Genomic DNA, 23861 nt, shown 5'->3' with positions numbered 1-23861 from the left:
GCACCTTCTTTTCCCCCTTGCAGGGCCTTTTTGACGACGCGGCAGGATTCACTTCATGTTACGGCCTGGCTTGTTGCTCGCCCTGTTTCTGACAGGTACTTTTGTCGATGCGCTTTTGCACACAGATTTCGCCATATGCAAGCATCCTAGCTACCAAGGTGGCTTGGCCCCTCCTTGGGTTGGACTTTCACCAACAAGATCATGCGTGCCTCTGGGCACGCGGCATAACAAAAAGGACACTGGATGATATCCAATGTCCCTCATTTAATAAGCTTATATTCAGCCACTGTAACGCTTTTATCCAACCTATTACGAACGTTCTGCTTTCGGCAAAGCATTACGTAAACGCTTGGCCCGATAACTCTGATATGCACGAATCAACATGCCAATGATAATCATGACCACACCGATGTTAATTGCGACATCAGCGAGATTCAAAATCCCGCGTCCTGACGGAAATACGAGGAAATCCGTTACCCGGGCATAGATAAATCGATCGATTGCATTTCCCAACGCCCCGCCAACCATAAAACCCGCGCCAGCTTGCATCCAGAAACCGCGAATCTCACCTTTACTCCGGTAATACAGCATGCCTGCTATGAACAGAACAGCAATTACACCGAACAGACGCGCATTTCCCTGAAACATGCTGCCCGCCATTCCACTGTTCTCGTAATGCTGTAACTGCATGCCCGAGTTACCCAGTCTCATGACGTCGCCAACTTCCATATACATCCTCACTGCAATCTTGGTTCCCTGATCCACCAAAGTCACCAGCAGTGCTACAAAATAAAACAGCATCGTGCTTCTCCTCCTGCCTACGTAGCAATAACTTATTTTAACTTTAAGAGTTATGTATATTAGTTTCCCTTCACTTTACCACAGCCGATGTACGGTCTCCAAATGAACGGTCTTTAACCACGCAAATAACGTCCACTAACATCGTTCAGACTGCATCCAGAAGGGACTACACCAATCCATGTCGAATGTAGACATCAATCATATACGTAAAGGGGATGTCTGTAATTTGAACCTGACCATGACAGAGAAATTAAAGGAAATGCAACAGGAAGAAAAGGACTTGGTATTTGGCACATTTAATTCTGAAATGGCACTTAACCTTGGCCTGCATCTGGTTGAAGAAGCGAAGCGTCGTTCCCAAGCCGTGACCATCGACATAACCCTGAAGGGACATCGTCTCTTTTTGCATGCGATGGAAGGCACTCATCCCGACAACGAAGACTGGATTCGACGCAAGAACAACGTGGTGAATCATTTCTCCTCCAGCTCTTGGCACACGGCTCTGCGGTTGAGAAGCGAAAATCAAACACTTGAGCAAGACTTCAATCTGCCTTCATCGGACTGTGTCCTGGCTGGTGGTGCTTTCCCACTGATTCTGAAAAATGAGGGACAGGTCGGCACCATTACAGTATCGGGTTTGCCTGATGAGGAAGACCATGATCTGGTCACGACAGGCATTCACTCGTTTTTGTTGCAGCAAGATTAGATTAAAATGAGCAAAAAAAATCCGTACCTGGGATAGGCACGGATTTTCTTCTTTTTCCTGTAGTTAAATTCCTGCGTTTATTGGATCGCTGAGAGAACGTCCAGCAGCATGGATTTGAACTTGGGCCGATCGATGGCTTCACAGACACGTACATTCGGCTCTTTGCCAAAACGTCCGTTGATATCGACCACGCTATATCCACGTGTCAGTTCTCCTGCCGCTTCCACGTCCACATAATATTGACCCGACTTGGTCATGATGGATTCATCCGCGGCTACAGCCATCAACAACGTATCAGGATGAGTGGTGCCATTGAGTTTATGTACCGACTTGTTGAACTGCATAACCACTTTGTTGATTGCAGTGAAGAAATCGGCACCCGATGTACCCAGAGCCGCAATCTCTGCATGATCGTCATCGTCCATCACTGAATATTGCGTGCACATCTCCCAGCCAACCATCGTGATTGGAATGCCTGCATGCAGTACAATTTTCGCTGCTTCCGGGTCCACGTAGAAGTTATACTCCGCCGCCGGTGTGATATTGCCCAGTGCATTATTCGTTCCGCCCATGATGTACAGGTGAGCAATCTCCGGGATAATCGTGGGGTCTTTCTGAATTGCCATCGCAATGTTAGTCAGTGGAGCAATAGCCAGAAGTTCAATTTCGCCCGGATTTGCGTGCACCTTCTCAATGATAAAATCAACCGCATGCCCGCTCTCGGGACGCTGATCCGCCTTCGGGAAATGCGCGCCGCCCATGCCGTCATCGCCATGCACATCTTCCACTGTCCGGTGCTGAGCCTTTCCGTAGGCCATTAGCGGACGCTCGCAACCTTTATACACAGGTACCTTGCCGCCATGTCCAGCAACCTGTACCGTGTACAGAGCATTTTCAACCTCCTGGTCGAATTGTACGTTACCGCCCGTAATGGTGATGCCTTCCACCTGAAAGTGATGCAATGCCGTCAGGATCGCAATCGTATCGTCTCCTGCTGTATCTGTATCGATGATGACTCTTCTCATGATGCCGCGCTCCTTCTTCCGTTCATATAGTACATTCTATAAAACACTATGTCTTATTTTACATCAAAAACGTACCAATGACGATGGAAACGCCGATGATAATCGAACGCAGCAGCTGTGCTACCGCCATATTACCTCGTGCGATTTCGTCACACACCCGCATTTTTGGAATCAGGAAATCAAATATAATATAGACCAGGCACAGCACAATGATTCCAAACGCCGACCACAGCAGCATATCCAACCACGAATGCGTCGAGAAAGATACCATGCCCACAATAATACACAGTCCCAGTAATTTGCTGCCCATGTACATGCCTGCCGCCTCGTTACCTTTGGCTATTTCCTCACTATCGTTATACCGGGTCAATTTGCTAAAAGCGAAATATCCACATACCAATACCACCAGCAGAATGCCTACACCCACCGCCACATTCACGAGGTTTAATCCCAAGTTTTCCATTCCTTCTCCTCCTCATCATTCATCCGTTCACGAACCGTAGCCGCGCAATAATAGGCCATATCTCCGGTTACTTTCTCCCCGACCCGTGGCAGCAACCCAGCCAAACGCCCACCGATAACAAACACCCCTGTAAGCAGATAGCCGCTGTATGCACCAGCTTCCGTCTCGATCACAACCTGTTCCATCGGAACCAGCTGCTGATAGATTTTGGGCTGATTTTCGTAATACGCTGTAATTTCTTCATCCTCGTCTGTTGCCCCAGATGCAAGATTGGATTCCAGCGCCTCGTTAAGAGGATGCTCCATATCCTGCTTTCCAAAGGCATTGTCCGTTCCTTCATCCAGCAAAAGAGTTCCTCTGCCTTCGCGCCCCCAATAGCTTTTGGCTACATATGATATGGCGTTCAGCTCGAAGGGCTCAGATGAAAAATAGGTGGGCAGCAGATATCGGGAAATCACGTCCATTTCTGCTTCATCAAAGAGGGTAAACCCGCAATATTCCGGGGTTTGCTCGTTCCGCTCGTAGAGCGACCAGATTGCCGCCATGAAACCTTTGCTCTGCATCAGTACATGCTGAACGGGATTCATCAGGCCCAGTCGCCCTTCACGTACAAGTTCAAGCAGTGCAGCACCAATGTCCACCCCTGTCGTCTCATCCCGATCATCGATCAGATACTCCAGTGGATAGAGACGGTACAGCAAGTTAATCTCCCGCCCCTGATGGTAAAGCGCCTCCCCAGGAACAATCTCCAGTTCCTCAAGTGGAGCATAGAAGACTTCGTATCCGGCTTCCTGACAACGTTTCATCAAGTATTCCGTATTTGTTCGATCTTCGACATGTTCACCAAAAGAAGTAAACGTCACCGGACCCTTTAATCCCTGCTCTGCATAGAATTCCAGCCATATCCTGAAACACTCCCGAATACGTGTATCCATCTCGGCAGATGGTGCAGTCAACGCGGCATCCTCAGCAAGACCGACCAGGATATTTTCCAATGCAGCAGCCTCCGGTATACCCGTAGGAGTGTCCGTATTATTTTCAATACACTTGGGCCCAGCTTCTCCGATAATCCAGTCCTGACGGGTAATGCCTCCAGTTACCATCTCCATACGTGCTGCCGGAATAAGCCCCGGATGGATACCCAGCTGATGCTCCAAAAAAGAATCCGGCATGTATTGCTGGATAAATCGCATCACTTTACAGTAAATGCCGTCTACCGCCTCGGCTGCGGTATGCAGTTCCAGCACCTCCGAGGGAGAGTAGACCGTTAATGCTGGCACACAATATTGCTTCCCGTACATTCGATGATATGGAATCTGTTGTTCCGTTTCACCCTGAAATACCTCCTCGTGACTTAACGGCAGTTGAACCACTTGCCTCATCCGGTTATCCTCCCGAGCTACGGAAGAAGCTACCGAAGCCGCTTGATTTGGACTTGGATTTGCTATAGGAGCTGTTACTGTCCTTATTGCTTCGATACGACGACCCACCGTAGTAATAGTGCCCACTGCTGGAATCATATTCACATCCGGTATCATACTCCGGGTCACATTCATCATTGTTGCTACCACAACCGGATAACACGGCAGGAACCGCCAGCATCAGGGAGAAAGCAACCAGCTTTGCTTTTGATCCGGGTTTTGATGCTTGCCCCCGCTCTTGGTCACTCATTACAGATCCACCTCTTTCATATAAAACAACACTTTCTTGCGATCCGCATCCAGCACGGAATACATGAACTCATACGTCTTGCCACCGCGAACCATGTAATGGTCCAACAGTTGCTCGGCAAGCTCCATTGTATAGGTGGATGAAGCTGTGAGCTCCAACTCCTGAAACGAACTTCCATTCCAGAGCATATACTCTGCGCTGTACATGGAAGACATTTTGCACATCGCCAGCGCAGCATCCGCAATGGCTGCACCGTACTCGTCCGGCATCTGTTGGTCATATGGCGTTACATATACTGCATGTTCCCGCCCATCCTGGCATTCATTGGACAGATGCGCCCAGAGTTTGTTTTTCACCAAGGTGGCATCCACCAGTTTGCGCATGAACAGTTCATCTCGTGTGACTGAAGCCTGTTCCAGCACTCCCGTCTCCGCCTGTCGATCATCCGACCAACTCCGATACGTCAATGAATAATAGATACCGATAACCTCCCTTTTTGCGAGCTCTTAGGTGAGCCGTTTCAATTCATACAAACGTATTTAACGCATCAGAAGGAAAAAAGTTACACTAGTGAATCAATTTCATAGTACCTTTAGCTGCTTCAAATCAAGGCTAGACATAGATCAAAATGGTTTAATTTGTCTATGTCTAGTTACAAAACTCCATTTTTAGTGATTTATGAAATTGATTCTATTCACCATGACATGTAATAAAGAACATGTTGGCTACCTTCGTTCTCCGATTAACGAAGCAGGAAATAACATACTGTTTTCTACTTTTGGTATGTAATCCAGTTCAAAAAGGCCGGAGAAGACTCTCCGACCGCACTTTTTTAATCTTATGCTCATGCCATTCTGACTTATAACTCAGCCCACTGTGCCAATACATCATTATATTCAGCGGACAATTGCTCGCGATCATTCCAGATTTGTTCCAGTTCAATCGGATTGTTCTGCACCATTTCCAACTGTTGATCCAGTACCTGAATCTCTGCCTCAAGACGAGCCAACGTCTGTTCCAGCTTCTCCGCAGATTGTTGGTTGCCACTGCCACTTCTATGTTTCGATGCAGTTGCTGCCGAAGGAGTTAACGCCTTACCTGATTCAGTAGAAGCTTTATGATCATGACTTCCACCGGCAGCTACAACAGTGGATCCGTTCATTGTCGAGGTTGCTCCTGGCTTCTTCCCTGATCTGGCAGTCCCGCCGGGCGCGGACGTTAAACCTGACTTCATCTCTGACTTGGTGTTCCCACGAGAAGAAACGCCCACGCCTGCTGTAGCCTGAGTTGTCGCCGCCGCACGAGCTTGCAAATCAAGCTTCTTCTCACGATACGCCTCATAGTCTCCCAGATAAGCGGTCATCTGACCGTCCTCCAGTTCCCAGACACGGGAAGCGAGGCGATTGACGAAGTACCGATCATGCGAGATGGCAAGTACAGTTCCTTCAAAATCAACCAAGGACTCTTCCAGCGCTTCTCTGGATGCGATATCCAGATGGTTGGTTGGCTCATCGAGCAGCAGTACATTGGGTTTACGTTGCACCAGAAGAGCTAGCCGCAGACGCGTCCATTCCCCGCCAGATAATTGCCCGACAGAGCGGAATACATCCGCTCCATAGAACAAATATCGTGCCAGAATTCCGCGAGCCTCTCCCTCTTCCACGCCTGCTTCTAGACGGAAGTATTCGAGTACATTCAGCTTTGGATTCGTAGGTTCCTCCTGTTGAGCCAGATACCCGACATCCACACGCGCCCCCCACTCCAGCTTGCCCGCATTGGGTTGCTCGTCACCAAGCAACAGCTTGAACAGGGTCGTCTTGCCGGAGCCATTGCGGCCAATGAGTGCAATTTTATCTCCATATTCCAGCAGACCCGAGACCCCGTGCAGGATTTCACGCTCACCATAGCTCTTCTCGACCTGTTCCAATACCGCTACCCGTTTACCCGTTCGATCCGTAGGACGCACATCGAACTCGGCATTTCGGCGCTCTAGTACAGGACGCTTCACCTGTTCCATCCGCTCGATGGCTTTACGCATAGAAGCCGCCCGTCTGAAGAACTTTTCATTCCCACCAACTCGGCCCCACTCCTCTAACTGGCGGATCGTTTCTTTCATTTTTTTGATAACCTTCTGCTGCTCCTTGAACTCCTCGAATTGCTGCAACAGCCGTTGTTCCTTCACTTTCATATATTCCGTATAACCGCCAGCAGATGTTTCCGCTTCTCCATCCTCCAGCTCCAGTGTTCGATTCACGACCCGATCCAGAAAATAGCGATCATGCGAGATCAGGACAATGGTGCCGGGATATTCTCGTAAAAATCCTTCCAGCCACTCAACCCGCTCCAGATCAAGATGGTTTGTCGGCTCATCCAGCAATAACAGGTCGGGTCTTACGATTAGCTGTGAAGCCAGAACCACCCGAGTCTGCTCCCCACCAGACAGGGAACCAAAGCGCCAACCATAGTGTGCCTTGGCGATATCCAAACCGTCCGCCACCTGATCGATCCGGGCATCCATTTCGTATCCACCCTCACGCTCGAACTGGTCTTGCAGTGCCGCGTAGCGTTTCAGTAGGCGCTCCAATTGAATAGGGTCTGCTGCACATGCCGGATCGGACATCTGTTGCTCCATTTCCTTCATTTGCGTGCGACATATCATAAGCTCCTTGAATCCAAGACTCAGTACATCCAGTACGGTATGGTCATCCAATCCTTCTGGAACCTGAGCCACATATCCCATTCGTGTATCTTTCTTGATCATCAATTGCCCTTCATCCGGCTTGTTCAGTCTTGCCATCAGGCGCATAAGTGTGGTCTTGCCGCTTCCGTTGCGGCCAATCAGGGCGACCTTGTCACCTTCCATAATTTCAAACGTAATGCCGTCCAGCACCAGATGTGCTCCGTGGTATTGAGTCAGTTGTTGCGCGCTAATCATTATCATAATAAGGTTCCTCCTATGGTATGGAAGATCCTGACCGCAACACAAAAAGAGCCGCAGGAGGTTAGCTCCGCGGCCCTTCAGAATTCAAGCAATATCGCTTATCGTCCGAATGAGGTCAAGGCAGGCATCTTCTCGCAAATGTTAACTTCCGTATATTCAAAATTGGACAGACTTCTCCCGTTGGTCAGAAAAGTATGAACAATGCCAGCCATAGCAATCGGCAGCTGGCTAATACGGTTGTTAAGCATCTCGTGATTCACCTGTCTTCACCTCCCTTGTCATAATTAATGTCAATATATCACAGACGAATGCGTTTCCGCAACCATTCCTTTGCCCAATTCAATCATACTGTACAGTAGTTTCATTCTTACGCTTAATTCCTGCCCCGTCGCCGAAGCATTACATCCCTGATCGCCACCGTAATAAGTGTTAACATTCCCGAGGTACCCAGTGATGCGCCGAGCAGGGCATATCCGATACCGTTCCACCCGCCAATATCGATGCTGATCATGATTACAACGGCACCGCCGAGCAAGGCCACACATGGCAATATATATTGTACCCACGTCATTCGGCGTCCTTGCAACCGGTAGATAAACCATTCAATCAGCAGTAGCACCGCCCACATTCCCAATGTCCACAAGATCAGTATTTCCATAAGGTTCCCCTCCTGTTGCTGGATGGATTAAGCCCTTTGTTACAGACCTTACGTTACTTCAACCAATCCGAGAAAAAGTTCCGGTACCCTTCTTTCATTTTCGTGCGCGAAAAAGCACCAAACGCATACTCCCGGTTGTCTTCTGACACACTGCGCGGCGCAGCCGCAGCCATGTTCACCAGTTCAAACCAGTTATCCTCGTTGCCTGCAAATGCATGCGTGGATCGAATGTGACCGTAGCAAGCATGCTCCGGTTTCACGACCATTTTGCCCATCGCCATCGCTTCCGTCAGCGGCATCGCAAACGTATCAAAGGCCGAACAGTTCCAATACACCTTGGATGAGTTCATCAACGTAAATATCTCATCCTGCGTGAGCGCAAACTTCAGCTTCACGTTGGAAGGAATGTCGTACTTCTTCATGGTTTCCTTATAGCGTACACCGCCAAACACCATATATACTTCCTTGTCCGGGTTCTGCCGAGCATATTCCAAAACTAGATCCGGACGACGGTTCGCCTCATCCCGACCGATCCAGAGCACCCGATTATGCACAACCTGGCTCGGATCATAGTGCCGGTTCGCCAGCTCTTCGCTAAAGCCAATCGGAATAACATTCACGTCATGTACACCGAAATTGCGACCCAGCTCTGTTTTCAAAAACTCCGTCTGTACAATTGCTTTATCCACCATCGTATAAAATGGCTTCATCATCTCATATCCCGTCAGTGCGGGATCAGGGAAACTATGCGGAAACAATACACTCTTCGGTAAAAACATCTTCAAGAACGTAAACCCGGATACGGTGTAGATGACATGCTCTATATTTTGGCTATGAATCTGGTCCAGCACGATATCGTAGTTCACCAGGTCACCTTTCTCATGCTCATAACCCGGCAACCAGTCGTATCCGCTGACATGACGCTCCGGCGAGATGAACACAATATCCACACCCAGCTCCAGACCAATCTGCTTCAGCCGATCCGCAAATACGCGTGGCCCCTGAGCTTCCGTGAATTGAATTTTACGCATAACAAGTCCGACTTTACGCAAGCTTCTCACCCCTCATTTCTATTCCTCATCCATGTGCTTCATACACTGTTCAAGCGTTGCTGCCGTCTCATGCCACTGGTTACGCAACTGTTCCTCCGGCCACACACATCCCTCACTTCTCAGGTCACCATCAATCAAACGCAGCATCCAGAGTGAGAATACAATAGCATAAGCGTCGTACCATTCTGCAAAAGAAACCCGTTCAATCTGCACGCCCAGGCTCCCCAGTTTGTCTAGATAAATATTCATTACCCGCTCTCGCAATGCAGGCGTAACCGTTCTGGGAAACAGTGGATGCGAGAGATCCACCAGATGATATATATCCCACAGTGGCGTATTCAGATGGGCATGCTCCCAGTCCAAGATGACCAGTCTGCCGTCCACCTCAGCCATGTTACCGGGATGCAGGTCTCCGTGACACAAAACGGTTGGAAGTTGCTCCTCAGCTGTGACGATCAACGTGGTAATCTTGTCCCAATCCGATGAAGACAACCCCATATCCAGTCTGGACAACAGGTCATCCGTAGATTGTCTGTGCATTTGCAACTCATCCAATATTGTGCGAATAGACGGTTTCTGGCCCACGCGAGGCAGCTCACTCCAATCCGTAACAGGCAATGCATGCCACGCCGCCATCTGTACCGCTACACCGAGCATCGTCGCTTCTTGCAAATCATGCACCAGTTGCCCCAGATCCTCGTAGATCATCCAGCTCTGTGCTGGAGCAATGGTAAGATCCGACGCTGCAATGAGTTGCGGATAGATTGGAGGTAGACCAGACATCACACGCTTGTACATCCATCGTTCCCGTCCATGCTGCGCAGGATTCGTCAGTGGTTTGAAAATATAACTTTCACCGCTAGGAACAGTGAATCGCTCCACATATCGTCCGTTCATTCCTTTATACAACTGTTCACGGCTTGTTATATAGTGATCATTCAGCATTCCTTCGGGCGTCACCCAGCTGTATGCATCCAACTCTTCGTTCACGCTACCCACCATCCATTTCGTTCTGCCTGCTACTCCGATGTTGATTTCTATTCATCATACGTTGCCGCTCACAAGCCTGCAAGCTTTGGTCGTAAGCGCTTATTCAGTGTCTCAATTCAGAGTTTCAAAATTGCTTATTGCATTTTGGTTAGTAATCACTTACTATACAATCATGAAGAACAAATCTCATGTGGATAGCAAAAAGAAAGATATCCTACAAGCGGCGATGCGCTTGTTCGCAACCAAAGGCGTTGACGGCATATCCGTCAAAGAGATCGGTGACGCCGCCGGAGTAACCGATGCGGCGATCTACAAACATTTTAAAAACAAAGATGCCGTTGCCCTGGAAGCCTTCACCCAATACTGTGTCGACTATACTGCACTAATTGATGGGTATGTTCGACAGGAAGGTCCCGTGTTGGAACGCTTCAAGCAACTGGTTACCGAGGTTCTCCATCTGCATGATGAAGATCCCTACGGACTGCTGCTGATTTCACAGAATCATGAAATATTCATTGAAGCCGGAAGCAGCGAGGATTACCGTCAGCCATTGGATGCGTTAATGGATCTGATCGATCAGGGAATGATGCGGGGCGAACTGCCTCAGCAGGATTCACGGCTCACAGCCGTGCTGGTGATCGGTGCAATTACACGTATGGCGGTCTCCAGTATGCAAGGTGAACTACCGGAGCTGTTGGTACCTTATACGGGGGAAACGGTTCACAGACTTGCATCGATGTTAGGGCAGGTACCCCAGGAGTAACAATGGAGATGGGATGAAGCTAGAAATGGATTAGCGGAGCGTAGGGAAAACGACGTGAGCAACTACATTGTTTCCGAAGGAAACAACCTTCGTAAGTTTCCGAAGGAAACAACCTTCGTAAGTTTCCGCTTATTTCAGCTGAATCCCATCTTCGATGCTGATGATGCCGCTAGGCATGATTTGTAATCAAAAGCGGACTCTTTGAACAACTTCTAAAAGAGAATCGTCAGCATACCATTAGGATATAAGAATGGATTACCGGGTCACACGTGACCTTTTCTTTTTGCACATGAGGTTAGTGTTCATTAACTAAAATAGTCAGGACGTGTCATCTTCCATGAAAAAAATATTAATTATTCAAGGCAATCCCGTCTCCCCCAGTTACAACGGCGCACTAGCCGAAGCTTACCGTAAAGGTGCGGTGCAGGCGGGTGCCGACGTCCGCATGATCACCCTGAACGAGTTGGCGTTCAACATGAATCTGGAGGGAGGATATCGTAATAAACTTCCACTTGAACCAGATTTGCTACAAGCTCAAGAAGCGATTAAGTGGGCTGAGCATCTTGTATGGGTATTCCCAATCTGGTGGGGAGGACCGCCTGCCCTGTTGAAAGGTTTCGTTGACCGAATCTTCATGCCAGGTTACGCCTTCAAGTATCAAAAAGGAAAACCTTTCCCGGATCAACTGCTCAAAGGCCGCACCGCTCGCATGATCACCACGATGGATGGTCCAAGCTGGTACTTCAAATGGTTCCAAGGTGAGCCTGCGCATAAAATGATGAAAATCTCCACATTTGCACTGACTGGCATCAAACCTGTGCGGATAACACCTGTAGATCAAGTTGGTAAAAAGTCAGATGAACAGAGAAAGAATTGGCTTGATAAGATTGAGCAGCTTGGGCGGAAGATGGGGTAAAGATTTCTGCAAGAAAGCCTCATGGGAAGTATATACTTCTCTCCAGATTTTCACGTTGTAAGTTAAATCAAAAATCTGTGGATACGCGCAATTTGAAGGTAGTCCTGTAATCTGCAAGTGGCACAATTGTAATTATAGTCTGACTTATAACAGAAAGCAGAAATGTGCCTATTCCCAGTTACAAAAAAGGGTTGTCCCCTACGTCTTGTTCAAGACGTAGGGGACAACCCTTTTAGCATTCATTATGATCTAACGAATCGTAGACGCGTTATTTCCTCGATCTGTGTATCATTTAATGATTTTAAACTAGTTTGCACCGGAATAACTTCACTGAGGTTCGTTACATTTTGCATTCCACGCTAAATCGCCATTTAACACTGACTCGGTTCGTTAGCGACCTGCACTTAGAGAGACAAATCTGCACTACAGGTCAGCTTGATATGCCAATCACCCGCCTTTGGAAAGTCGACTTCGCATCAGTAATGCAATGGAAACGACCATGGTTAGCGCCCCAATGAACAGCCATCTACAAATACAAACAACGCATTACCTAAACGAAATACGACCTGATGGATGCTCAGGCAAAATAGCTGTAACCAACTGCTGCACAGCCGGATGATCAGACTGCATTACCGAATCCCCGGCATCACCGCTATATACCAGCTTTCCCTGATCCATCACGGCAATGCGGTCACAGATCGTCATGGCAGCTCGAATGTCATGTGTGATAAAAAGGTAAGACAACCCGTAGGATGCTCTTAACTCTCCCAGTAAGGATAGGATTTGCGTCTGGTGCACCATATCCAGGCTGCTGATCGACTCGTCCAGTACGATTAACTTTGGCTTGAGCGCAATGGCTCGTGCGATGTTAACTCGCTGTAATTGCCCACCGCTGAACTGGTGCGGAAGCTTGCTCCCATCCTCAGGTGTAAGCCCAACCTGCTCAAGCAGTTGTCCGACCACACGAAGTTGTTCTTTTGCCGAAAATCGCTCGTAATTATCCAGTGGCTCACCGATGATCTGCGCGGCAGTCATGAGTGGATTCACAGCCGAATAACAGTCCTGGAACACGACCTGCAGATCGCGCCGTAATCCCTTAAGCACGGGTTTGCTGGATCGATAGATATCCTGACCCTGAAATAAAACCTGACCCTGGCTGGGCTTCTCCAGACCAAGAATGATTTTACCCAAGGTACTTTTACCTGCCCCGCTCGTACCCAGGAGCCCCAGACACACACCCTTTTCGATCGTAAGTGAGATATCTGCCAGCACAGGAGGACGCGCTCCCGAACGATCCAGCCAGTTGCGTTTGCCATAGCTATGGCTTACTCCACGTACCTGAAGCATCAGGTCATCCTCCTCTCTTGTACTTGGCAGAAGCAATCTCCGAAGAAGCCGAATTTAAACATCACCATGTTCATTCCACCCCTCCGCTACCCACTCAAAATACAGTTCATACCCGATCTACACACTCACTGAACGCTTCATCACATCTGTCATTCGCTATCGTCCCAAAGACATACTGGGTCTGGCATTTAACAACATCCGGGTATACTCATGCTGCGGGTGATCGAACAGTTGGTACACATCTGCCTGCTCCACAATTCGCCCCTTCTGCATAACCGCGACTTCATCCGCCATTTGCGAGATCACGCCCAGATCGTGGGAGATGAGCAAGATGGATGTGCCATACTCCGTACGTAGCCGATCCAATTCCTGAAGCACCTTGAACTGATTCACGACATCCAGTGCCGTCGTTGGTTCATCAGCAATAACCAAAGCCGGTCGCAGGCACATCGATATGGCGATCATCACACGCTGCAACATACCGCCACTCAGTTGGAAGGGATATCGCTTCATCAGTTTAGCTGGTTCGGGTAAGTTCATATCTGCCAAGGCAGCAATGGCCCGCTCCCTGGCAGCTGCTTTGGACATTCCCGTATGCGTACGCAAGGTTTCAATGAATTGAGATCCAATCGTATATACGGGTGTAAAAGCATTCATCGGATTCTGCATAATAAATCCGATTTCCTTGCCGCGGATGCGCCGCATCTCCTCACCTGACAACGAGCCAAGCTCCCGTCCATTCAGGTGGATGCTACCCGACACTTCCATCCTGCGCGGATCAAGCAGATGGAGCAACGCGTTACATGTAACGGTCTTACCGCTGCCACTCTCACCGACGAGACCGAAGACACGACCTTTTTTTAATTCAAAATCAATGGGCTCCAGTAACGGGACTGAACCCTCCGCTGTTCTTAGATTCACTTGCAGACCACGAACTTCGAGTACCTTCGCTGCATCATCCATCGTTACGTTCACCCCTCATATGCCTTCGATTCCGAACCACTACCTTTTTGCAATGCCATAACGCCCGGATAACGCTTCTCCCAAAATGTTGAACGTAATGACTACGAGCAGAATCAATGCCCCCGGGTAGATCATCAACTCCGGATGACTGCGAATATAACCTGTCCCCTCATGAATCATAGCGCCCCATTCTGCATTCGGTGGTTGAATACCAAGTCCCAGGAAAGACAGAGCAGATATATCCATAATCGCCCACCCCATCTCCAGAGTACCCATCACAACGATCGGACGCTGCACGTTGGGGATGATATGTTTCCGAATAATCGTCCACGAAGAGGAGCCGCTAATCCGCGCCGCTGCGATGAAGTTCCGTTCTTTCAGACTAACGACCATGTTCCGGCAGATACGTGCATAATACACCCACTGCACCATCATGAGTGCTAGAAGCACCTGCATCAAACCTGGACCAAAGATCCCTACAATACCGAGCACCAGCACCAGATTCGGAAACGCCATAATGCCTTCACACAAGCGCATCAACAGACTGTCCACCCAACCACCAAGGTAACCGGAGATTGAACCTACAATGACACCTATGAGCAAAGATGACAGGAAGATCAGGGTAGCAAATCCAAGCGACACTCTCGCTCCATACATCAGCCTAGTGAGATTGTCGCGTCCCAGATGATCCGTTCCGAGCCAATGCTCAAGCGATGGACTCGCCAGCTTCTGCAACAGATTCACCTTCACCGGGTCATGAGGAGCAATCCATGGGGCTAATAACGCGATCACGAAGAAAAGCAATATGATCACCGAGCAGATCTGGATGGCTCTCTGCCCTTTAAATACCGCACGCCATTTGTTTATCAATGTTCTGCCCGTCCTTTCGCTGAAATCCGTGGGTCCATAACGAGCTGCACCAGATCAACGAGCAGATTGCATACGATGAACAGGCAGGCCGCCAGGAAGACATAACATTGAATAACGGGAATATCCCGATTAAATATCGCATCGACAAAATAACGTCCGAACCCAGGCCAGGAAAACACCTGCTCTACAATAATGGTGCCTGTGAGCAGCTTGCCCATACTCATCCCCATTCCTGTAATAAGGGGCGATATGGCGATTTTCAGGACATGCTTGAGCATAATCACTCTTTCGCGAATCCCGCGTGTTCTCGCATACTGTACATATGTCTCCTGCAATTGCTCCAGTACACTGGAACGTAACAATCGGGTGTAGACCGCAATAAGAATCAAGGAGAGAGTAATCGTAGGCAGAACCAGATTCTCCCACGATCCACGCCCCTCCACAGGTAGCCAGTCCAGCTTCACCGAGAAAAAGAAGATCAGCAAGTAACCGAGCCAGAATTGCGGAATAGATGCTCCAAAATAGGAAATCGCACGGCTGACCATGTCAATCCAGCTATTCTTATACACCGCGGCCAGTATTCCCAATGGAATACTCACCAAAGCGGATAACAGCATACTCCAGAAGGCTAGTTCAGCCGTAGCAGGAAGCCTTAGTTTCACTTCATCCCATACGGGTTTGTTGGTGAGATATGAGGTGCCAAAGTCGAGCTTGGCAATCTTCTGAATCGTATGCACATACTGGGTTAATAAAGGCTGATCCAGACCGAACTCATGCCGCTTTTGCGCAAGCAGCTCCGGTGTTGGATAGATATGAGCGGCTGTCAGATAAGCCTCGGCCGGATCAACTGGTGAAATATGAATAAGCGCAAAGGTAACGAGTGTAGCGATAAAAACGATAGGAATGATCGCGATCATTCGTTTCCCGATATAACTGATCAACAAACTTCCTCCCTTTTATCAAGCTACATGGATCATTATTGGTTGCCCAATTCAATGCCTACAAACGGATTCTCATCACGGTTCGCCGGGAAAATAAAGTTGGAAATTTTCTTCTGATATACCGCCGTTTTCTTAACATACGAGATGGGGACAATCGCCGATTGTTCCTGGAGTGTTGTCAGGATAGAGCCATACAGCTCCTGACGTTTCGTCTCATCTGTTGATGATAGTGCGGCATGTACCTGCTCGTCCAGTTCCTTTTTCATCGGCAAGGCACTGAGCGTCTCAGAGATACCAAATCCAGGGCTCGCTACAACGTTAATGAAGGAATGTGGATCATACGGAGCACCATAGTTGTACCAGAAATACAGGTCAAAATCATTGGCTTTCAAACGTTTGATCTGTACCGTCAGTTCTAGCCCAGTGAGGTTTACCTTAACCCCAAGCTCGCTCCATTCCGCCTGAATGGTCTCAGCCATCGCTTTCTGAATCGGGTCCGTCTTGTCAAAAATCATTTCGAATTCAAGCTGTTGTCCGTCTTTCTCACGAACGCTACCATTCGCAGGCATCTTCCAACCCGCTTCATCCAATAAAGCTTTGGATTGTTCCACGTTATATTCGATCGGTTTCAGGTCAACATTGGTGTATGGGTAGTTTTTGGATAGTGCCGTATCTGCCGGTTCTTCCAGACCCAGAGTGATGCCTTCCACCATCGCTTTTTTGTTAAATCCTTGCTGGAGCGCCATCCGCACTCTGAGATCAGACAGCTTCGGATTGGAGGAATTCAGCAGCAGATCTCGCGTACCTACCGGATCAGACAGCTGACTCACATATTTATCGTTGTCACGAAGCTGTTGGAACGCATCCAGACTGATCATACCTTCACCATAGATCAGGTCGAGATCACCTTTTTCAAAAGCAAGCACGCGGGTTTCTGCATCAGGGATGATCTTAACCGTAATCTGATCCACCTTCGGTGCGGTTCCCCAATAATTCGGGTTGCGTTTGAAAACAGCATATTCGTCCTGCTTGTAATCAGCCAGCATCCACGGGCCCGTTCCAACTGGCTCTTTGATGCCTTCGGATGTATCTCCGTCATCCGGGAATCCGGCTTCACCCAGGAAGCGGAAAGGACGAACCACAGACAAATCCTGAAGAACAGGATAGTACGGCTCTGTGAGTGTCATACGGAACGTGTGGTCGTCCACAACCTCTGTCTTGTCGAGCACACCTACAATGCCCAGCCAGCTATGTGTAGCTTTATTTTTCATCACAGCGTCAAAATTCTTTTTCACAATCTCAGCATTAAATGGCGTACCATCTGAGAATTTCACACCTTGGCGAAGCTTAAATGTATATACTTTGCCGTCATCGGAGATGGTCCATGATTCTGCCAGCGCAGGTTCCAGTTTTCCGTCCTTCTGGTAACTGATCAGTGGCTCATAGAGCATGGATTGGGCAAATAATTGCGAAGGATTGTACGTGTGCGGATTCATTGTACCGATATCACGTGGCCATGACATCGTAATCGACTTCGTAGATGTTTGATCCGAAGCAGCAGATGAGGATTCATCTCCACTTCCTGTATTGCTGCAACCCACAATAACGAATAACAACAAGAGCATAGTTGCCAACGTGAGGGCCGAAGATTTGCGATGTTGTACAGACATGAATGTTGAACCCCTTTTCTCTATTTTATGATAATGATTATCATATTCATCCATTAAGAATAGGCAGGAGCCCTCCTTTTGTCAACAAAATTCGACATGGTATGTGTTGTTACTAAAATAGCCAAAAAACCTTTCCTATGGGAGGAAAGGCTTCTTGACATGAATGTGAATTACAACTAAAAAAATAAGCTCCACCATAGTACATATGGAGATATATCACTGAAATCCATCTTCACATACGCCTTCTTGTTTCTCATTTTAAACGTCTACAGCGATGCCCTCATAGAACCGACGAATCACCTGCTCCGCTGGCTTGCCGTAAACACCATATCCATCATCGGTCAGCGCCTCCTTCTCCGCATGCAGATGTGCGCTCCAATCCCATAGACCGAATCCGCGTACCCAGTCACGCTGACTAACATGCCGGAACATGGTCTCATAGAAATGCTCTTGTTCCTCCGCGCTCACTTCGCCTTCCAGTCCCCAATCGTTCGGTACCTGGGCTGATCCACTGCGGCTGGGACAACCTGCTTCCGCAAAGAAAAAGGGTTTGCCATAGGGAGCAATCACCTGTTCAATACGATCCAGTTGCGCCTCCCAATCTCCGATGGGATAATAACCACTGGAAGAGATGACGTCAACGGCATCCCACCATTTCACATGACCTTCCTGATATTTATCCGTGTTGTACGACACCAGTCCTGTGTACACTTCACGCACACCGGCGATCACCTCGCGCCACTCTTCATCCCGACGCTCGGATTGCACCATCTCACAGCCTACGATGAACATCTCACACTTTTCCTGCTCTGCAATCGTTGCATAATGCTTCTGAAATGCCGTATAGCTGCGGAACCAATCCTTCCACTTCGGCTCACAAGGCACATCGATATCAAAAAAGTTAATATGTGCACGCCATGTGCCATCGGTGCAGTTGACGGTGGGCTTCAGAATGACACGCAGCCCGAGTGTACGGGCATAACGAATCATGTCCACCAGTTCATCATCCTCCACCAGATGTGTGCCCCGATACTTGACCTCTACCGCCTGCGGATGATCCTGATGTGCCGCCAGTGCAAAAATAACATGAGAACTGCCTGTACGTTCTGCCATCAGGCGCAAAGATTCTTTGGCTTCCGGCTTACGGAAGTCACCCTTGCCACTCATCCAGCCAAATGTAAATCCCTTGATATAATCCATATGCATTACAGCTTGCCCTCTTCATGATCTCCGGCAATAACTTCATCCGTCTCGATCACATAGTTCACGATCTCTTCGATGGTTGTGTAAGCCACGCCCACATACGTGTCGGCGGCGCCGTAATAGATAGCGATACGTCCGGTCTCGGCATCATGCAGTGTTGCACACGGGAAGATGACGTTATCAACGAAACCTTGTTCTTCGTACCATTTTTCCGGTGTCAGCACAAAGTTGGAGGAACGATATTTTACTTTGGAGGGCTCATCCAGATCCAGAATGACCGCACCCATGCTATAGACAAAACCATTACAGGTCCCAGTGACGCCATGGTAGAACATCAGCCAGCCTTCGGACGTTTCGATCGGAGCAGGCCCGCCGCCAATTTTGACCGATTGCCACCAGCCTTGGCCGCCCTTGCTCATCACATGACGATGCTTGCCCCAATACACGAGATCCGGGCTTTCACTCAGGAAGATGTCCCCGAATGGAGTATGTCCACTGTCACTCGGTCTGGACAACATCACATAGTTATCGTTGATTTTGCGTGGGAATAACACGCCATTACGGTTAAACGGCAGCATTGGATTTTCGAGGCGGATAAATGTTTTGAAGTCATCTGTTTTGGCCAGGCCCAGTGCTGCGCCGTAGAAGTCTGTACACCAGATGATGTAATACGTGTCCTCGACTTTGACCAAACGTGGATCGTACGCATAGTTCGGCATAAACGGATCGCCATTTTCATCTACAAATGCAATGCGTTCCTCTTCAATTGTCCACTCCAGACCATCTTCGCTTGCGCCCATGTGAAGGTGTGGACGTCCATTAACGGTTTCGGCGCGGAATACACCAATGAATTTTCCTTCATATGGTACAACAGCACTGTTGAAAATGCGGGCAATGCCTTTGACCGGATTACGCGGAACCACCGGGTTCGCCGAATGTCTCCATACCGGGCCTTCCGTTCCCTCCGGTTTGTTCTCCCAAGGCATATTCGGCAAAGCGTCCCCAACAATGTGTACGTTTTCTGTTTCAGCAACTGACATTTTTCATTTCTCCCTTCGGTTAGGCTTTATGAAATGAATACTTAAAATTGCACTAGACCACTTTGATGACAGAACAACCTTCCGATCGCCGTTATCCCCAGATTTTTTTGATCCCCTTATAAAAGGGAAAAATCCGGTTATAAATGCGAACACTCCGTTTCTCCAGCTTTTTTCTGTCCTCTTCGTTCCTGTGTATTCTCATATGCATTTCATATAGCCTTTCGTTTTTTTATTTAACTGAGCCTTGCGCGAAGCCATTGTAGATGTACTTCTGTAACAGCAGGAAGATGATCATCGTTGGAATAATGGCGATCATGATGCCGGCGCTGATGACCTCCCACTGCGATCCGAACGGTCCCTTGAATTTGAACAAGGCGGTGGATATGACCTGTAGATCGGTCTTTGGCATATACAGGAACGGTGTGTAGAAGTCGTTATAGATGTTCACACCCTTCACGATAATGACCGTTACAATGGCCGGTTTCAGCAGTGGCAGAATGATTTTCCAGTAGATCGTGAAGTACGACGCGCCGTCCAGCATGGCGGATTCATCCAGTGCACTTGAGATGGAGCCAAGGAACTGCAGGAAGATATAAACCGCGATGATATCTGTACCCAGGTACATCACGATGGCCGCCCAGCGTGTGTTAAACAGGTCGAGCGCGTTGATGATCTGGAATGTGGCGACCTGTGTTGTAACACTTGGAATCAGGGTAGCGAGCAGGAATGCCGCGACCATAATTTTCTTGCCCTTGAATTTGAACCGATCCAGCACATACGCGATCATGGAACCCGTTAAGGTTGCACCGATAATAGAGATGACCAGGATAATAATTGTATTTTTAAAACCAACCAGCATGTTGCCATCCACAAAGGCCTTCGTATAGTTCGCAAAATTCAGCCAGTTGGCTGGTGGAGCAAGCGGGCTGCTGGTAGCGTATTCCGCATTCGTTTTGAGAGATGCAAACAGGATGACCACGATCGGTAACAGCGCGATAAACGCCGCAAGCACCAGGGAAGCATATTTAACCACGCTCGCAAGGGTGTATTTGAGTTGTGTCACGTTTATCCCTCCCCTTTCATGGTGATGCGCTGCACAAGCGTAACGAGAATAACGATCAAGAGCAGCACCACAGCCATGGCGGATGCCAGTCCCAGCTTGCCATATTTAAACGCCAAATGAACCGTCTGGATTACAAATGTCATACTGCCGTTGGAACCATCGGTCATGATATATGGAATATCGAACGCACTAATTGCGCCGCTAATCGCCAAGATCAGGTTGAGCTGCAGGATACGTGTAATGCTTGGCAGGATGATGTGGCGGAATTGCTGCCAGCGATTGGCGCCATCAATATCGGATGCTTCATACACATCCTTCGGAATGGAAGAGATTGCACCCAGGAAAATGATAAAGTTGAAGCCCATGTATCTCCATACTGATGCACCTGCGAGTGACACGTTGATAATATTCGGATTACCGAGCCAGAGCTGCGTGTATTGTCCCAGCCCTACAGCATGCATGAGCATATCGAGTGTACCGTCCGGTTTGAAGAAAAAGAGGAAGATAAAACCGATGGCTACCCCATTCAGCAAATAAGGGAAAAACAGTATGCCTTTGAAGAAGTTTTTGCCTCGAACTTTGAAACTCAGAATGGTGGCAAAGTAAAGCGCCAAGCCCATCTGTAAGAACGTAGCCACGAAGTAATACAAGCTGACAATAAATACTTTGAAGTATTCGGGATCACTGAATATGCGCGTGTAGTTCTCAAAGCCAACATAATCGAACCTTTTACTGTATCCGTTCCAATCGGTGAAACTGTATTTGAACATGTTGATGACCGGTAAGTATGCAAACGTGAACAGCAACGCCAGCGGAATAATTGAGAAGGCACAGATAATAAATATGCGTTGCGCTGAGTAGCCCCAATTCGAAAGTTTTAAGTACTTCATGCTCTCCACACCTCCAAGCGGTTCTCCCGCCTATATATCGAAAGACTCCCGTCCAATGGAATTCCTGCGGAATAACTGCCGGGGAAGAGCATGGGTGCCATGCTTTCAAATACCACATATTCCATGCTCCATTCATATATGGATTCCTATATCCCCGCAGTCCATTCATCACCTGATCCACTTACGTTAATCCAATTATTTCGTGAGTTCTTCTCTTGCTTTGACCCACTTGTCGTTCAGATCTTTCATGATGTCGTCATACGATTCCTTGCGGTTCCCAATACCTGCTTCGATAATGCGTTTCTTGAAGTCAGGCTGCCAGAGGCCGATTTCGCCTTCGTTATCAATCTTGTCGACCAGACCTTCCTGACCTTCTTTGGCAGGTGTAAGCGTGGAGAATTTCACATCTTTATATTGATCCAAAATCGGTGGCAATTCAGCATTCTTGTCTGCATCCATACCGCCGCCCTGTTCAACTGCGTAGTTCGATTTCGCCAGGAACCAGTCAATCCAAGCTTTGGCAGCAGGTTTGTTCTCACTGTTTACGTTCATGCCGATGTTATAGTCGGCGGAGAGCGGAACCACAACCTCACTAGCATTGGTTGGGAATGGTAAGAATCCAATGTCGTCCGGGGTATCCGTCATCCCTTGGATCTGTGTGATGGCCCAAGAGCCCAGTGCCATTGTGGCAATTTTGCCTTTGGCAAGATCTGCTTTGGAGCTTTCCCAGTCGGTTGTTGTTGGATCTTTCTCGATTAGACCGTTCTTGGCTGCATCAAAGAGCACTTTATATAGTTCATAATGCGGCTGACCAGGCACAAAGTTCTCATCTGTGTTCGGTTGGTCCACGTTAACGTAATCCACACTGCCTGCAACGGTTGGCAGATCCGATTCCCATTGGGTGAGAGCCCAGCCGGATGCATAGTTGGTGTAGAGCGGAACCGCATCTGTATTGTCTTTGACCAGTTGAAGCGCAGCCTGAAATTGCTCCGGTGTTTTTGGAACTTCCATAATGCCTGCTTCTTTAAACACCTGTTTGTTATAAATGATTCCTGAGAACGTGATCACGGTAGGAATACCGTACACCTGACCATCCACCATGCGTTCTTCAATGGCGGTGTATTTGTCTTTCAATTCATCGTACGTGCCGAGCGGCTCGAAAAAGTCCGGGATATCTGCGATCGGAACACTGGTCGGGATCATCAGTACATCACCGTAATCCTTGGTGCTCATACGGATCTTCACTTGTCCTTCGTAGTCGGCCAGTGCCTGGAAATTTACTTTCACATCGGGATATTCCTTGTTGAACTCAGCCGCATAGTCTTTGAACACGGTATCCACAATATCTGTCCGTTGTGTCAGAACAGTTATTTCACCTTTGATATCTGCCGGATCTGTACTGATCTCCTCCCCTGCCTGCGAAGATCCACCTCCGGATGAACATGCAGCAAGTAGTGAAGTGATGAGCAGCATCGTCAGCAACATCATCCAACCTTTGTTTTTTTTCAATTGTTTCGACCCCTCTCTTAAGTTAATTAAGTTATCGTTAAGGTTACAAAATGAATTCTATTATGGTAACGTTTACCTGTCAATTAAATTATTTATAACTTAACAATAAAAATTGCGAGTTAATTCGTTGACATCTGTTTTTCAGGGCACTAATATTATTTAATAAAGTTACCGTTAACTTAACTATATATATTGATTAAACATTTACACGAAACGTAGAGGACAGAAAGAACCTGAAGAAGCGGAGCTAAAAGCTTTCTGTAAGAAAGCTGCATCGGAAGCATCTGCTTCGCCTTTATCACCGGAATTTCACCTTTGAAAAAGGGAATCAAAAAAATCTGGGGATAACAGCGATCGGAAGGTTATTCTGTCATCGGAG

24 protein-coding genes are annotated in these 23861 nt (G+C 48.2%); 3 read left to right on the top strand and 21 right to left on the bottom strand.

From position 1 onward, the window contains the following. Window positions 1–309: 309 nt before the first annotated feature. Complete coding sequence (lspA, locus tag MHI01_RS20330) at window positions 310–801, bottom strand: signal peptidase II (protein WP_036606631.1); 492 nt, start codon at window positions 799–801, stop codon at window positions 310–312. A 178-nt stretch (window positions 802–979) separates the two neighbouring features. On the opposite strand from lspA, the gene MHI01_RS20325 reads away from it, so the two are divergent. Continuing rightward, entirely contained in the window at window positions 980–1507 is a 528-nt protein-coding gene (locus MHI01_RS20325) for a heme-degrading domain-containing protein (protein ID WP_340983979.1), read from the top strand. A gap of 77 nt (window positions 1508–1584) precedes the next feature. Here MHI01_RS20325 and MHI01_RS20320 read toward each other — a convergent pair whose 3' ends face one another. The 10 genes from MHI01_RS20320 to MHI01_RS20275 form a co-directional block, all read right to left on the bottom strand. Continuing rightward, the gene (locus MHI01_RS20320) at window positions 1585–2532 is read right to left on the bottom strand and encodes a nucleoside hydrolase (RefSeq protein WP_076320098.1); all 948 of its coding nucleotides are present in this window, start codon (window positions 2530–2532) and stop codon (window positions 1585–1587) included. Between the two features lie 58 nt (window positions 2533–2590). Beyond that, entirely contained in the window at window positions 2591–2995 is a 405-nt protein-coding gene (locus tag MHI01_RS20315; RefSeq protein ID WP_017691702.1) for a DUF350 domain-containing protein, read from the bottom strand. Beyond that, a complete protein-coding gene (locus tag MHI01_RS20310) occupies window positions 2977–4377 on the bottom strand; it encodes a glutathionylspermidine synthase family protein (protein WP_340983977.1) in 1401 nt (466 codons plus the stop codon). The genes MHI01_RS20315 and MHI01_RS20310 overlap by 19 nt, the downstream gene beginning before the upstream one ends. A gap of 4 nt (window positions 4378–4381) precedes the next feature. Then, window positions 4382–4666 carry a hypothetical protein gene (locus MHI01_RS20305; RefSeq protein WP_036671603.1) on the bottom strand — a complete coding sequence of 95 codons (285 nt, stop codon included), beginning with the start codon at window positions 4664–4666 and terminating at the stop codon, window positions 4382–4384. After that, on the bottom strand, window positions 4666–5133 hold the full coding sequence (locus tag MHI01_RS20300; protein WP_127551550.1) for a hypothetical protein: 468 nt from the start codon (window positions 5131–5133) through the stop codon (window positions 4666–4668). The genes MHI01_RS20305 and MHI01_RS20300 overlap by 1 nt, the downstream gene beginning before the upstream one ends. A gap of 392 nt (window positions 5134–5525) precedes the next feature. Next, on the bottom strand, window positions 5526–7607 hold the full coding sequence (gene abc-f / locus MHI01_RS20295; RefSeq protein WP_339284686.1) for a ribosomal protection-like ABC-F family protein: 2082 nt from the start codon (window positions 7605–7607) through the stop codon (window positions 5526–5528). A gap of 98 nt (window positions 7608–7705) precedes the next feature. Further along, window positions 7706–7867 (bottom strand): hypothetical protein, encoded by a 162-nt coding sequence (locus MHI01_RS20290; protein ID WP_017691697.1) that lies wholly within the window; start codon window positions 7865–7867, stop codon window positions 7706–7708. 113 nt (window positions 7868–7980) lie between these two features. Next, a complete protein-coding gene (locus tag MHI01_RS20285) occupies window positions 7981–8265 on the bottom strand; it encodes a YesK family protein (protein WP_315372898.1) in 285 nt (94 codons plus the stop codon). A gap of 53 nt (window positions 8266–8318) precedes the next feature. Next, window positions 8319–9317, bottom strand: coding sequence for a glycosyltransferase (locus tag MHI01_RS20280; RefSeq protein ID WP_047840852.1), 999 nt, complete (start codon window positions 9315–9317; stop codon window positions 8319–8321). An 18-nt stretch (window positions 9318–9335) separates the two neighbouring features. Continuing rightward, the gene (locus MHI01_RS20275) at window positions 9336–10316 is read right to left on the bottom strand and encodes a phosphotransferase family protein (protein WP_340983976.1); all 981 of its coding nucleotides are present in this window, start codon (window positions 10314–10316) and stop codon (window positions 9336–9338) included. A 163-nt stretch (window positions 10317–10479) separates the two neighbouring features. On the opposite strand from MHI01_RS20275, the gene MHI01_RS20270 reads away from it, so the two are divergent. Both MHI01_RS20270 and MHI01_RS20265 read left to right on the top strand, forming a co-directional pair. Continuing rightward, entirely contained in the window at window positions 10480–11070 is a 591-nt protein-coding gene (locus MHI01_RS20270) for a TetR/AcrR family transcriptional regulator (protein ID WP_036671691.1), read from the top strand. A 337-nt stretch (window positions 11071–11407) separates the two neighbouring features. Next, window positions 11408–11986 carry an NAD(P)H-dependent oxidoreductase gene (locus MHI01_RS20265; RefSeq protein WP_036671608.1) on the top strand — a complete coding sequence of 193 codons (579 nt, stop codon included), beginning with the start codon at window positions 11408–11410 and terminating at the stop codon, window positions 11984–11986. A 546-nt stretch (window positions 11987–12532) separates the two neighbouring features. On the opposite strand, the gene nikE is transcribed toward MHI01_RS20265, so the two are convergent. The 10 genes from nikE to MHI01_RS20215 form a co-directional block, all read right to left on the bottom strand. Then, window positions 12533–13333, bottom strand: a complete 801-nt coding sequence (nikE, locus tag MHI01_RS20260) for a nickel import ATP-binding protein NikE (protein ID WP_340983974.1) — start codon at window positions 13331–13333, stop codon at window positions 12533–12535. Between the two features lie 156 nt (window positions 13334–13489). Then, complete coding sequence (gene nikD, locus MHI01_RS20255) at window positions 13490–14296, bottom strand: nickel import ATP-binding protein NikD (protein ID WP_340028127.1); 807 nt, start codon at window positions 14294–14296, stop codon at window positions 13490–13492. A gap of 39 nt (window positions 14297–14335) precedes the next feature. Beyond that, window positions 14336–15166 carry a nickel ABC transporter permease subunit NikC gene (gene nikC / locus MHI01_RS20250; protein WP_340983973.1) on the bottom strand — a complete coding sequence of 277 codons (831 nt, stop codon included), beginning with the start codon at window positions 15164–15166 and terminating at the stop codon, window positions 14336–14338. Continuing rightward, window positions 15163–16107, bottom strand: coding sequence for a nickel ABC transporter permease subunit NikB (nikB, locus tag MHI01_RS20245; protein WP_340983972.1), 945 nt, complete (start codon window positions 16105–16107; stop codon window positions 15163–15165). Before nikB ends, nikC begins: the two co-directional genes overlap by 4 nt. 35 nt (window positions 16108–16142) lie before the next feature. Continuing rightward, window positions 16143–17777 carry a nickel ABC transporter substrate-binding protein gene (gene nikA, locus MHI01_RS20240; protein ID WP_340983971.1) on the bottom strand — a complete coding sequence of 545 codons (1635 nt, stop codon included), beginning with the start codon at window positions 17775–17777 and terminating at the stop codon, window positions 16143–16145. A gap of 258 nt (window positions 17778–18035) precedes the next feature. After that, on the bottom strand, window positions 18036–18977 hold the full coding sequence (locus tag MHI01_RS20235) for a glycoside hydrolase family 113 (protein WP_340983970.1): 942 nt from the start codon (window positions 18975–18977) through the stop codon (window positions 18036–18038). A gap of 5 nt (window positions 18978–18982) precedes the next feature. After that, window positions 18983–20020, bottom strand: a complete 1038-nt coding sequence (locus MHI01_RS20230) for a glycoside hydrolase family 130 protein (protein WP_340983969.1) — start codon at window positions 20018–20020, stop codon at window positions 18983–18985. A gap of 229 nt (window positions 20021–20249) precedes the next feature. Beyond that, a complete protein-coding gene (locus tag MHI01_RS20225) occupies window positions 20250–21083 on the bottom strand; it encodes a carbohydrate ABC transporter permease (RefSeq protein WP_124116727.1) in 834 nt (277 codons plus the stop codon). A gap of 2 nt (window positions 21084–21085) precedes the next feature. After that, window positions 21086–21973 (bottom strand): carbohydrate ABC transporter permease, encoded by an 888-nt coding sequence (locus MHI01_RS20220; RefSeq protein WP_340983968.1) that lies wholly within the window; start codon window positions 21971–21973, stop codon window positions 21086–21088. 195 nt (window positions 21974–22168) lie between these two features. Then, complete coding sequence (locus tag MHI01_RS20215) at window positions 22169–23482, bottom strand: ABC transporter substrate-binding protein (protein WP_340983967.1); 1314 nt, start codon at window positions 23480–23482, stop codon at window positions 22169–22171. Between the last annotated feature and the right edge of the window lie 379 nt (window positions 23483–23861).

The organism is Paenibacillus sp. FSL M7-0656, assembly GCF_038003225.1.
GTDB classification, from domain to species: domain Bacteria; phylum Bacillota; class Bacilli; order Paenibacillales; family Paenibacillaceae; genus Paenibacillus; species Paenibacillus amylolyticus.
This window is presented reverse-complemented; position numbering and strand designations above follow the sequence as displayed.

Bases quoted from the DNA above. Each gene is read 5' to 3' on its own strand.
- abc-f (WP_339284686.1), bottom strand. From the start codon at position 7,607: ATGATAATGATTAGCGCGCAACAACTGACTCAATACCACGGAGCACAT.
- MHI01_RS20270 (WP_036671691.1), top strand. From the start codon at position 10,480: ATGAAGAACAAATCTCATGTGGATAGCAAAAAGAAAGATATCCTACAA.
- nikD (WP_340028127.1), bottom strand. From the start codon at position 14,296: ATGGATGATGCAGCGAAGGTACTCGAAGTTCGTGGTCTGCAAGTGAAT.
- nikE (WP_340983974.1), bottom strand. From the start codon at position 13,333: ATGCTTCAGGTACGTGGAGTAAGCCATAGCTATGGCAAACGCAACTGG.
- MHI01_RS20305 (WP_036671603.1), bottom strand. From the start codon at position 4,666: ATGAGTGACCAAGAGCGGGGGCAAGCATCAAAACCCGGATCAAAAGCA.
- MHI01_RS20325 (WP_340983979.1), top strand. From the start codon at position 980: ATGTCGAATGTAGACATCAATCATATACGTAAAGGGGATGTCTGTAAT.
- lspA (WP_036606631.1), bottom strand. From the start codon at position 801: ATGCTGTTTTATTTTGTAGCACTGCTGGTGACTTTGGTGGATCAGGGA.
- MHI01_RS20235 (WP_340983970.1), bottom strand. From the start codon at position 18,977: ATGGATTATATCAAGGGATTTACATTTGGCTGGATGAGTGGCAAGGGT.
- nikA (WP_340983971.1), bottom strand. From the start codon at position 17,777: ATGTCTGTACAACATCGCAAATCTTCGGCCCTCACGTTGGCAACTATG.
- MHI01_RS20230 (WP_340983969.1), bottom strand. From the start codon at position 20,020: ATGTCAGTTGCTGAAACAGAAAACGTACACATTGTTGGGGACGCTTTG.
- MHI01_RS20320 (WP_076320098.1), bottom strand. From the start codon at position 2,532: ATGAGAAGAGTCATCATCGATACAGATACAGCAGGAGACGATACGATT.
- MHI01_RS20220 (WP_340983968.1), bottom strand. From the start codon at position 21,973: ATGAAGTACTTAAAACTTTCGAATTGGGGCTACTCAGCGCAACGCATA.
- MHI01_RS20265 (WP_036671608.1), top strand. From the start codon at position 11,408: ATGAAAAAAATATTAATTATTCAAGGCAATCCCGTCTCCCCCAGTTAC.
- MHI01_RS20285 (WP_315372898.1), bottom strand. From the start codon at position 8,265: ATGGAAATACTGATCTTGTGGACATTGGGAATGTGGGCGGTGCTACTG.
- MHI01_RS20310 (WP_340983977.1), bottom strand. From the start codon at position 4,377: ATGAGGCAAGTGGTTCAACTGCCGTTAAGTCACGAGGAGGTATTTCAG.
- MHI01_RS20315 (WP_017691702.1), bottom strand. From the start codon at position 2,995: ATGGAAAACTTGGGATTAAACCTCGTGAATGTGGCGGTGGGTGTAGGC.